The following is a 10,927-nucleotide window of genomic DNA, read 5'->3' as shown; positions in this document are numbered from 1 at the left end:
CGCCGCGGCGTCGGTGTAGCCGTCGAAGGGCGCCAGCCGCGTCACCGGACTGATCAGCAACCCGGGCTGACCGGACGGGACGCGGCGCACCCGCCCGTCGGAACCGCGAACCGGTTCCCCGGTCTCCGGGTCGTATTCGACGTAGGCCATCGGAAGCGGATTGATCCCGGTCGATTTCGGGATGTTGAAGATGTTGATGAAGGCAGTGTTGCCCTCGCTGGCGGCGTAGAACTCAGCCACCCGGCCGATGCCGAACCGGCGGGTGAATTCGTCCCAGATCTCCGGGCGCAGCCCGTTGCCGGCGATCACCCGGATCTTGTGCAAGCGATCGGTGTCGCGGGGCGGCTGGTTGAGCAGATATCGGCACAACTCGCCGATGTAGATGAAGGCCGTGGCCTCCATCTGGCGCACCTCGTCCCAGAACCGGGATGCCGAGAAGGTCTTGCCCAGGGCCAGCGTGCCGCCGGCGTTGACGACCGCCGACAGCGCCACCGTGAGCGCGTTGTTGTGATAGAGCGGCAGCGGGCAGTAGAGCGTGTCCTCGCCCCGCAACCGCAGGGCTAGTCCGCCGAAGGCGGCCAGCGCCCGCAGCCAGCGATGGTGGGTCATCACACTGGCCTTGGGGTGACCGGTGGTGCCGGAGGTGAAGATGTAGAACGCCGGGTCCTTGGCCTGCACCTGTGATGCCGACGGAGGGTTACCGGCGGGCTTGCCCTGCGCCAGTGCGGCCAGGTTCTCGACGGTGAGCAGATCGGCGACCTCGGCGCCGCAGTCCACGATCGGTTCGACCAGATCACTCTCGGCGACCACCACCGTCGCGTCGAGCAAGCCGATGCTGTGTGCCAGAACCTCGCCCCGTTGGTGGTAGTTGAGCATCCCGGCCACCGCCCCGCACTTGACGGCCGCCAGCATGGTCAGCACCCCCTCCGGGGAGTTGCGCAGCATGATCCCGACCACCTGACCGCGGCGCACACCTCGCTCGGCCAGGACCGCGGCGTAGCGGTTGGCGGTCTCGTTGGCCTGCCGGTAGGTGATCCTCTGGTCGCCGAATCGGATGAAGACACGATCGCCGTGCCGGGCGGCGCGGTCCTGAAACACCTTGCCGATCGAGGTTTTCGAGGTGGGCACCGCCAGCAGACCGGTCAGGGCACCGCGGACGATCACCGGGGCGTCCATCACCACCGCCGGCAGGCCGGTGAGCAGATCGAGCAGTCCCACCGAATGCTTGGCCGCGGTTGAGTCGTTGGCGTCAGCGCCCATACCGGTCACTCCTTTCCGCGACGCCGGCGCAGACGTTCAGCGCCGTCTCGATATCGCCGGTCAGCACCAGCCGATCCAGCGCTGCCTGCGCGACGTAGCCGGTGTCGACCAGCGATGAAAGCCAGCCGAACAGCCCGTCGTAGTGGCCGTGTGGGTCAAGCAACACCAGCGGCTTGTCATGCATTCCGAGATACCCGGCAGTCCAGCTCTCGAAAAGCTCCTCGAGGGTTCCGATCCCGCCGGGCAGCGCCAGGAATGCGTCGCTGCGGTCCTCCATGACCTGCTTGCGTTGCCGCATGCTGTCGGTGACCACCAGTTCGTCGGCGTCGACGTCGGCCACCTCGCGGTGCACCAACGACTTGGGGATGACCCCGACGGTGCGGCCCCCGCGTGACCGCGCACCGGCTGCCACCGCTCCCATCGCTGAAACGTTGCCGCCCCCGGAGACCAGGGTCCACCCGCGTTCGGCGATACCCTCTCCGACCCGACGCGCCAACTCCAGCAGTTCGGGATGACGGGGACTTGCGGCGCAGTAGACGCATACCGCCCACTGCGGGGGACCGGAGTCGGGAGGAGGGGCGGATTCGGGACTTGGCAGCGCCACACTCGAAACCTAGACCAGAGCATCCGCGGGCCACCTAAAGTCGGTGGCTATGCCGGTTCCCACGCCGTGGCCACTCGTCGCGCGACGCGCCCTGGGTCCAATCGTCGATGCCCTCAACGCCACCCCCGCCGGTGTGGCGCTGGTCGGCAACGAGGGCGTCGGCAAGACCACGCTGGCGGCGATGGCCGCACAACGACTCGGCCGCGGCGAGCCGCTCTGGGTGGTCGGCACTCTGGCGCAGTCCACCGTTCCGTTTGGGGCGTTCGGGCCGCTACTGGACTGCCACGACGCCGGCAAGCCTGCCGCGCTGATCAAGTCGGCGGCTGATTCGATTCGCTCGCAAGCTGATTCGCGACCGATCATCGTCGACAACGCCCGCCTGCTCGATCCGCTGTCGGCGAGCCTGGTCTACCACCTCGTGCAGGAGCCGGCCAGCCCGCTGATCGTGACGGTGCGCTCGGTGCTGCGGATCCCGCAGGTCGTCAGCGCGCTGTGGGGCGACGGGCTACTGCACCGGTTGGACGTGATTCCACTTGACGGCGAGGAGACCGCAGCGGTGGTCGACGCCGTCGGCGGCGCGGGCGTGAAGGGGACAGATACCGCAACGGTGTACCGCCGCAGCGCCGGCAATCCGCTGCATCTGCGGATGCTGCTGAGCACCGGCGGCACCGAGGAGATACTCGCCGCGGCCATCGACCACTATCTGGGCACGCTCACCCCTCAGGTGCGTCGACTGCTCGGGCATCTGTGCGTCTTCGAGCCGCTGTCCCGGCCAGATCTCGCCGCGCTGACCGACAAGACGACGCTGGATCAGGCGATCACCGCCGAAGCGGTGCTGCTACGTCGGGTCGGCGACACCGATTTCGTCTACAGCGGCCATCCGCTGTTCCTGGAACGGCTCGCCACCATGCTCGACCGGTCCGAGGTGCAGCATCTGCGCACCGGAGTGGCCGCGCAACTGGCTACCACCCCGAGTCAGACCCCGGCCGACCGCCTGGGCCGTACCTTGATCGCGCTGCAGGGCGACGGTCCGGTGGACAGCGACGCGGTGATCGCCGCCGCCCAGGAGGCCCTGCAACTTGGCGATATCGCGCTGTCCGAAAGGCTGGCCCGCGGGATCCTCGACCGGGGTGAGCATTTCAACGCCCGGCTCACGCTGAGTTCGGCGCTGGCCTGGCAGGGCCGAGGCCGGGAAGCCGAGGCCGTTCTGGCCGCGGTCGACCCCGCGGACATGAGCGAGGACCAGATGATGGCCTGGGCACTACCGCGGGCCGCCAACCAGTTCTGGATGCTCTCCGAACCTGAACGTGCGACGACTTTTCTGCAGAATGTGCGACGCAAGGTCGGTGAAACCTCCTCACACATCACCCTGGACGCACTCTCGGCCACCTTCTCGATGAACGCGGGCAACGTCCGCCGTGCCATCGAGGTAGCCGAGGAGGTCCTCGGGCACGCCGACGCCCCCGATATGGCCGTGGCCTGGGCAGGCAGTGCCGCGGCGCTGTCCTCGGCCCGGATGGGACGGTTCGACGCCGTCGATCCGGCGATCGCGCGGGCGATGGGCGCGCAGTACCCGGGTCTGCTGCGGTTCACCATCGGCCTGGCCGAGACCAGCACCCTGCTGATGGAGGGAAAGCTCGACGCCGCCCACGAGGCCGCGCGCCAGTTCACCGATTTCGCCGAACTCGCCCAGCCCGGCCGCGCGATCGGTGAGGTGTTGCTGGCCCAGGTGCTGCTGGCCCGCGGCGAGGCGGCCGCAGCGGCGGATCTGCTGCGTCCGGCCGCCGACATCCTCGCCCGCACCGGCTACTCGTGGGGGCCGCTGGCGCTGATGTATCTGACCACGGCGCTGGGCTACCTGGGTGAGATCGCCGAGTCGGCAAAAGCGCTGGCGCGCGCGCAATCTCGGCACGGAACGAAATCGGCGATGTTCGCGCCAGAGTTGGGGATAGCCCGGGCGTGGCGGCTGGCCACCATCGGTGACCGTCCCGCGGCCATCACCGCGGCACGAGACGCCGCGCGCACCGCCAAACGCAGTGGGCAGTTCGCGGTCGCGGTGCGGGCCTGGCATGAGGCCGCGCGCCTGGGCGACCGCCGGGCGGCCGACGCCCTGGGCCAGATCGCGGACTCGGTGGTCTGCGACTACACCGACATGGCCCTTGCCCACGCCCGGGCGGTGGCCGCTGCCGACCCGGCGGCACTGACCGCCGCGGCGCAGCGACTGGCTGCGGCAGGGTTCCTCGGCGCCGCCGCCGACGCCCGCCGGCAGGCAGCGGAATTGCAGTAAAAAGCAAACTCAAATACGCGAAGTTCTTTACGCGTTTTCATAATCGCGTTAATCTGGTGGCGTCATAGCATCGAGCGAAAGGCCACCTCCATGACGATCCATGCCGACCACAGCGTTTTCCCCGACGCCGGCGCCGACTTGGACTCATCACTCGCCCCGGTTCCCGTCACGCTCGCGCGCGGCGACGGCATCGGACCGGAAATCATGGACGCCACCCTGAAGATCATCGACGCCGCCGGCGCGCGACTGGCCCTCGAGGAGGTACAGATCGGTGAGGCGGTTTACGGCCGCGGGCATTCCGCGGGCATCGAACCGACCGCCTGGGAGTCGCTGCGGCGGACCAGGGTTTTCCTCAAGGCGCCGATCACCACCCCGCAGGGCGGCGGATTCAAATCCCTCAACGTGACCGTCCGCAAAAGCCTGGGTCTGTATGCCAACGTGCGGCCGTGTGTGGCCTACTCGCCCTTCGTGCCGACCAAACACCCGAACATGAACCTGGTGATCATCCGGGAGAACGAGGAGGACCTCTACGCCGGCATCGAACACCGGCAGACCCACGACGTCACGCAGTGCCTCAAACTCATCACCCGGCCCGGGTGCGAGCGGATCAACCGCTACGCCTTCGAGTACGCCCGCCGCAACGGCCGCAAGAAGGTCACCTGTTTAACCAAGGACAACATCATGAAAGCCACCGACGGCCTGTTCCACCAGATCTTCGACGAGGTGGCCGGCGAGTACCCCGACATCGAGAACGAGCACTGGATCGTCGACATCGGCGCGGCGAAACTGGCAGCCTCCCCCGAAGATTTCGACGTGGTGGTGCTGCCCAACCTGTATGGCGACATCCTCTCCGACGTCGCTGCCCAGATCGCCGGGTCGGTGGGGCTGGCCGGATCGTCCAACATCGGAGACGGTGTGGCGATGTTCGAAGCCATTCACGGATCGGCGCCCGGACTGGCCGGCCGGAACATGGCCAACCCCTCGGGCCTGCTGCTGGGCTCGGTGATGATGTTGGCGCATATCGGCCAGGGCGACATCGCCACCCGAGTGCACAACGGCTGGCTGGCCGCTCTGGAGTCCGGAGCGGCGACCCGAGACATCGCCGGGGACGGCCGCAGAGCACTGTCGACTACCCAGTTCGCCGATGCGGTGGTCGATCATCTCGGCGAGCGACCGAAGAAGCTTGCGCCGGTGGACTATCCGGTCGTCGACCCCGAGACGACGATCACCCTCACCCCCCGCACGCGGGAGGAGAAAACCTGCGACGGGGTGGACGTCTTCCTGCACGCCGACGGGATTCGGGCCGACGACCTGGCCGCGAAGATCAAGGGCGCCACCCACGACAGTTGGCTGCAACTGAAGATGATCACCAACCGCGGGGTGAAGGTGTGGCCCGACGGCTTGCCGGAGACGTTCTGCGTCGACCAGTGGCGGTGCCGTTTCCACGCTCCCGAACCCGGCCATGCCAGCAATGCGGACATCATCAACCTGCTCAATCGGCTCACCGGCGCCGGCCTGGAGTTCGTCAAGTCCGAGGGTCTGTACCGATTCGACGGGGTTCCGGGATACTCGCTGGGCCAGGGGCAGTGATTAGGCGGACAGGTAGCGGCGTAGGGCCGCGGTGACCGCACCGATCTGGGCCACCGACACCCACTCGTCGCGGCGGTGCGCCAGATTGGGGTCACCGGGGCCGTAGTTGACCGCGGGGATGCCCAACGCCGCGAAGCGAGCGACGTCGGTCCAGCCGAACTTGGCCCGCACCATCCCGTCTGCGGCGGCTACCAGTGCCGCCGCGGCGGGATGGTGCAGGCCGGGCAGTGCCCCGGCGGCCACGTCGGTCTGCTCCAGGTCCACCGCGAGGCCGTCGAACACCTCATGGACATGATCAAGTGCCGTTCGGGGGCTTCGGTCCGGCGCGAACCGAAAGTTCACCATCACCGACGCCGCGTCGGGAATCACGTTGCCGGCCACGCCGCCGTCGACCCGAACCGCCGACAGGCCCTCCCGATACGTGCACCCGTCGATGTCGACCACCCGGCCCTGGTAGGACGCCAATCGGTCGAGCACCGGCCCGAGCTTGTGAATGGCGTTGTCCCCCAACCAGGACCGCGCCGAATGGGCCCGGGTTCCGGCGACCGAGAGTACGACCCGTAGGGTGCCCTGACAGCCGGCTTCGATGTAGCCGCCGGAGGGCTCGCCGAGGATCGCGACGTCGGCGCGCAGCCAGTCCGGCAGTTCGCGCTCGATCCGGCCGAGTCCGTTGGCGCTGGCTTCGATCTCCTCACAGTCGTAGAGGATCAGCGTGATGTCGTGGACCGGTTCGGCGACGGTCGCCGCCAGGTGCAGGAACACCGCGTCGCCGGACTTCATATCCGAGGCTCCGCAGCCGTAGATGTGGTCGGCGTCGCGCCGGGCCGGCACGTTGTCGGCGATCGGCACGGTGTCGAGGTGCCCGGCCAGGATCACCCGCGACGGTCGGCCGAGATCGGTGCGGGCCAACACCGCGTCGCCGTTGCGGATCACTTCGTAGCCGGTCTGCTCCCGAAGGGCCGCCTCGACCTCATCGGCGATCCGCCGTTCGTCGCGCGAGACACTGGGAATGTCGATCAGCGCGGCGGTCAGCAGATCGGGGTCGGAGCGCAGATCAAGCACAACCGTCCAGGCTAGTACGGTGACCACCGTGACTTCTGCTGCGGGCTTCGGACTGGCCACCATCGCCGAGGACGGCACGGTGCTTGACGCTTGGTTCCCCGAACCGGAGCTCGGGGCCTACAGCCCGTCGGGCACCACCCGCCTGGCCCCGGCCGAGGTTCCCGACACCTTCGCCGCACTGTCCGGCCCGGACCCCGACCGGGGCGTGGAGATCGTGCCGATCCGCACCGTCACCGTGCTCGCCGACAAACCGGCCGACACCTATGACGCCTATCTGCGACTGCACCTGATCTCGCACCGTCTGGTCGAACCACACGGGCTCAACCTCGACGGCGTGTTCGGGGCGCTGAGCAACGTGGTGTGGACCAACTACGGACCCTGCCGAATCGAGGGATTCGAGGAGCTCCGACTGCGGCTGCGCCGGCGCGGCCCGGTGACGGTGTACGGGGTCGACAAGTTCCCGCGGATGGTCGACTACGTGGTGCCGACCGGAGTGCGCATCGCCGACGCCGACCGGGTGCGCCTGGGCGCGCACCTGGCGCCGGGCACGACGGTCATGCACGAGGGTTTTGTGAACTTCAATGCCGGCACGCTGGGCGCCTCGATGGTGGAGGGCCGGATCTCGGCCGGCGTCGTCGTCGGTGACGGCTCCGACGTCGGCGGCGGGGCTTCGATCATGGGCACCCTCTCCGGCGGCGGCACCGAGGTGATCTCGGTGGGCAAGCGCTGCCTGCTGGGCGCCAACTCCGGGCTGGGGATCTCACTCGGTGACGACTGTGTCATTGAAGCGGGGCTCTACATCACCGCCGGCACCAAGGTGACTATGGCTGACGGCGCAACGGTTAAGGCCCGCGAACTCTCCGGCGCCAGTAGCCTTCTGTTCCGCCGCAATTCGGTGACCGGGGCGGTCGAGGTGGTGTCCCGCGACGGCACCGGGATCACCCTCAACGAGGCGCTGCACGCCAACTGACGATTGCGCGCCGGCCGGAAATCGCCCATCCGCACCCGCACCGTCGGCGACGTCGTCACACTTTCACCTGACCGGGTAGTCCCGACAGCCGAGGAGTGCAGCCAATGGTGGAGCAATTCGACGATGTGGTGCTCGGCGGCGGGAAGGGTGGCAAGTCCCTGGCCATGGCGTTGGCCGACGCCGGTCACAACGTAGCCCTGATCGAGAAGGGGCAGATCGGCGGAACCTGCATCAACGTGGCGTGTATTCCTACCAAGACAATGGTTGCCAGCGCGAAGTTGGTTGAGTTGGCCACACGCGCAGCCGATTACGGAGTCACGTTGAACCCACCGCCGGCCGATCTGGCACCGGTGATCGCACGTAAGCGCCGGGTGGTCTCGGCAATGGTGGACACCCACTGGACGTTGTTCACCACTACCGCGAGTCTGACGTTCCTGCTGGGCCGCGGGATGTTCGTCGGTGACCGGACAATCGAGGTCGCGATGACCGACGGCTCGACGCGGGTGGTGCGCGGTGAGCGGGTCTACATCAACACCGGCAGCCACACCACGATCCCGCCCATTCCCGGCCTGGATACCGTCGACTACCTCACCAGCACATCGGTGATGGAACTCGAGGAGTTGCCGGCCCGGCTGGCGATCATCGGCGCAGGTTACATCTCGCTGGAGTTCGCTCAGGTCTTCCGCCGGCTGGGCAGCGAGGTGGTCGTCCTTGGACGCGGTGAACGATTCCTGCCCAACGAGGATCCCGATGTCGCCGCCGAGATCCAGAAAGTGTTGGAAGAAGACGGAATCGAATTCCTCGACAACACCGAGACCGACTCAGTGCGGTCCGGCCCGCTGGGCGTGGACGTCATCTATTCCCGCAACGGCACACCAGCCACGCTGAGCGCCAGCCATCTGATGGTGGCGATCGGCCGTACCCCCACGACCGCCGGACTGGGCCTTGAAGCGGCCGGGGTACGACTGAACCCCAAGGGCGCGATCGCCGTCAACGACCAACTGGAGACCAGCGCCGAAAACATCTACGCCATCGGCGATTGCAACGGCGGACCGCTGTTCACCCACGCATCCTGGGATGACCACCGCATTCTGCTCGCCAACGTGCTCCACAACGCCGGACGCAGCACGGCCGGCCGACTGATGCCGTACACGTTGTTCATCGACCCCGAGTTGGGCCGGGTCGGATTGACCGAAGAGCAAGCCGTGGCAAAGGGTTTCGACGTTGCAGTCGCCACACTGTCGGCTGCCAAAGTGCCGCGGGCCAACACCGCCGGCGAGACCAAGGGCCTGCTCAAGGCTGTCGTCGACCGGCAGACAAGCCAGATTCTGGGCTGCTCGCTGTTCTGCCACAGCGCGGGCGAGGTGATGTCGGTGGTGCAGATGGCCATGATGGGTCAGGTTCCCTATCAGCAGGTCCGCGACACGATCTTCACCCACCCCACCATGGCGGAGTCGCTCAACCTGCTGTTCGCGGAACTGTAGCGAGGCGGGCCGTCAGCCGCCGGACATCAGTTCCCTCTTGATCACCTTGCCCATCGCGTTACGCGGCAGTTCGTCGACGAGCCGGACCTCCCGGGGCCGTTTATGCACCGAAAGCTGTTGGGCCACAAAGTTGCTGAGCTCATCGGGTGCGGCGTCCCCGACGACGAAAGCGACGATCCGCTGGCCGAGATCCTCGTCGGGCAGTCCCACCACCGCTACTTCTGTCACCCCTGGGTGGCCGAGCAGGGCGGTTTCGATCTCACCGGCGCCGATCCGGTAGCCACCGGACTTGATCAGATCCACCGACTCCCGGCCGACGATACGGTGCATCCCGGCGGGGTCGATGACGGCGGCGTCGCCGGTCCGGTACCAGCCGTCCGCGGTGAAAGACGCCGCGGTGGCATCGGGCCGGTTGAGGTAGCCGTCGAAGATGGTCGGTGTCCGGACCTGCAGGCTGCCGAGACTGTCCCCGTCGTGGGGCACCGGGGCACCGTCGTCGCCGGCCAGCCGGGTCGACATCCCATCCAGGGGCATACCCACCCAGCCCGGCCGGCGTTCTCCGTCGGCGCGGGTGCTGACGGTGATCAGGGTCTCGGTACAGCCGTACCGTTCCACCGGGGCGTGCCCGGTCAGTTCGGTCAGCCGGCGGAACACCGGGACGGGCAGCGCGGCGCTGCCGGACACCAGCAACCGGGCTCCTGCCAGCGCCCGGGCCGATCCGGGATCGGCGGCGATCCGCGCCCAGACCGTCGGCACCCCGAAGTACAGCGTGCCGGCCGCCTCGGCGTAGGCCTGCGGGGTGGGCTTGCCGGTATGAATGAACCGGTTGCCCACCCGTAGCGAGCCCAACAGGCCCAGTACCAGGCCGTGCACGTGGAACAGCGGCAGCCCGTGCACCAGGGTGTCCTCCGGAGTCCACTGCCAGGCATCGGCGAGCGCGTCGAGGTCGGCGGCCACCGCGGCGCGGCTGAGCACCGCGCCCTTGGGCGGGCCGGTGGTCCCGGAGGTGTAGATCACCATCGCGGTCGCGTGCGGGGCCGGTTCGGGATAGCGGTGCCAGGACCGGGCGTGCAACCGCACCGGGACGTGCGGCAGTCCGGCCGGGTCGGGCGGCACCCCACCGAGCCAGGCCTGGGCACCGGAGTCGGTCAGAATGTGGGCCTGCTCTGCGGCGCCGACGTCGGCGGAAACCGGCACGAACGGCACCCCGGCGATCAGACAGCCCGTTACGGCCAACACCGTCGCCGGGGTAGGCGTCGCCAAAATCGCGATACGGTGGGCTCCCCCGACCCGCTCGGCGACCGAGGTCGCTGCGCCCACCAGATCACTGCGGGACAGGGTGACGCCGTCGATGCGGACCGCGTCACCGAGGTCGGCTCCGGCGGCCACCGCGGCCGGGTTCAGCGAGGCCAGCAGCACCCCGCGAGGCTACCCGACCCACGAGCTATGTGGACTGGTCAGAGGCCGGTCGAGAAATTTTCCGCCGGTGCGGTAACACTGTGATCGGTGTTACCGATGAGCTATCTGTTATGCCCATCTCGGCGGTTAGGGGCCACCATGCGGAGTGTCGGTCGTGTTCTGGGTGCGCTGAGTATCTCGGTGGCGGGGTTTTTCGCCGTGCCGGGTACCGCGCAGGCGGAAATGGACAACCAGATGAGCCTGGTCGACGG

The 10,927-nt window shown here is 68.0% G+C and carries 8 protein-coding genes; 4 read left to right on the top strand and 4 right to left on the bottom strand.

Translation table 11 applies throughout. The features are described 5' to 3' along the window. Both ADBZ5N_RS13900 and log read right to left on the bottom strand, forming a co-directional pair. Positions 1-1,260, bottom strand: a 1,260-nt coding sequence (locus ADBZ5N_RS13900; RefSeq protein WP_526258284.1) for an AMP-binding protein, incomplete at its 3' end; no start/stop codon positions are given. Then, positions 1,250-1,864 carry a cytokinin riboside 5'-monophosphate phosphoribohydrolase gene (gene log / locus ADBZ5N_RS13895; RefSeq protein WP_526258282.1) on the bottom strand — a complete coding sequence of 205 codons (615 nt, stop codon included), beginning with the start codon at positions 1,862-1,864 and terminating at the stop codon, positions 1,250-1,252. The genes ADBZ5N_RS13900 and log, both read right to left, overlap by 11 nt. 49 nt (positions 1,865-1,913) lie before the next feature. Here log and ADBZ5N_RS13890 point away from each other — a divergent pair, with 49 nt between their 5' ends. Further along, positions 1,914-4,151, top strand: coding sequence for an AAA family ATPase (locus ADBZ5N_RS13890; protein WP_526258280.1), 2,238 nt, complete (start codon positions 1,914-1,916; stop codon positions 4,149-4,151). 90 nt (positions 4,152-4,241) lie between these two features. Further along, positions 4,242-5,741 carry an NADP-dependent isocitrate dehydrogenase gene (locus ADBZ5N_RS13885; RefSeq protein WP_526258278.1) on the top strand — a complete coding sequence of 500 codons (1,500 nt, stop codon included), beginning with the start codon at positions 4,242-4,244 and terminating at the stop codon, positions 5,739-5,741. Here ADBZ5N_RS13885 and dapE read toward each other — a convergent pair whose 3' ends face one another. After that, entirely contained in the window at positions 5,742-6,803 is a 1,062-nt protein-coding gene (gene dapE / locus ADBZ5N_RS13880; protein WP_526258286.1) for a succinyl-diaminopimelate desuccinylase, read from the bottom strand. A 19-nt stretch (positions 6,804-6,822) separates the two neighbouring features. On the opposite strand from dapE, the gene dapD reads away from it, so the two are divergent. Further along, positions 6,823-7,773 carry a 2,3,4,5-tetrahydropyridine-2,6-dicarboxylate N-succinyltransferase gene (dapD, locus tag ADBZ5N_RS13875; RefSeq protein WP_526258276.1) on the top strand — a complete coding sequence of 317 codons (951 nt, stop codon included), beginning with the start codon at positions 6,823-6,825 and terminating at the stop codon, positions 7,771-7,773. A 104-nt stretch (positions 7,774-7,877) separates the two neighbouring features. Then, positions 7,878-9,257, top strand: a complete 1,380-nt coding sequence (locus tag ADBZ5N_RS13870) for a dihydrolipoyl dehydrogenase family protein (RefSeq protein ID WP_526258274.1) — start codon at positions 7,878-7,880, stop codon at positions 9,255-9,257. Positions 9,258-9,269: 12 nt separating this feature from the next. Here the strand turns inward: ADBZ5N_RS13870 and ADBZ5N_RS13865 are convergent, their stop codons facing one another. Continuing rightward, positions 9,270-10,676 (bottom strand): acyl-CoA synthetase, encoded by a 1,407-nt coding sequence (locus tag ADBZ5N_RS13865; RefSeq protein WP_526258271.1) that lies wholly within the window; start codon positions 10,674-10,676, stop codon positions 9,270-9,272. Positions 10,677-10,927 lie beyond the last annotated feature (251 nt).

The organism is Mycobacterium sp., assembly GCF_044370595.1.
In the GTDB taxonomy this organism is placed as follows: domain Bacteria; phylum Actinomycetota; class Actinomycetes; order Mycobacteriales; family Mycobacteriaceae; genus Mycobacterium.
This window is presented reverse-complemented; position numbering and strand designations above follow the sequence as displayed.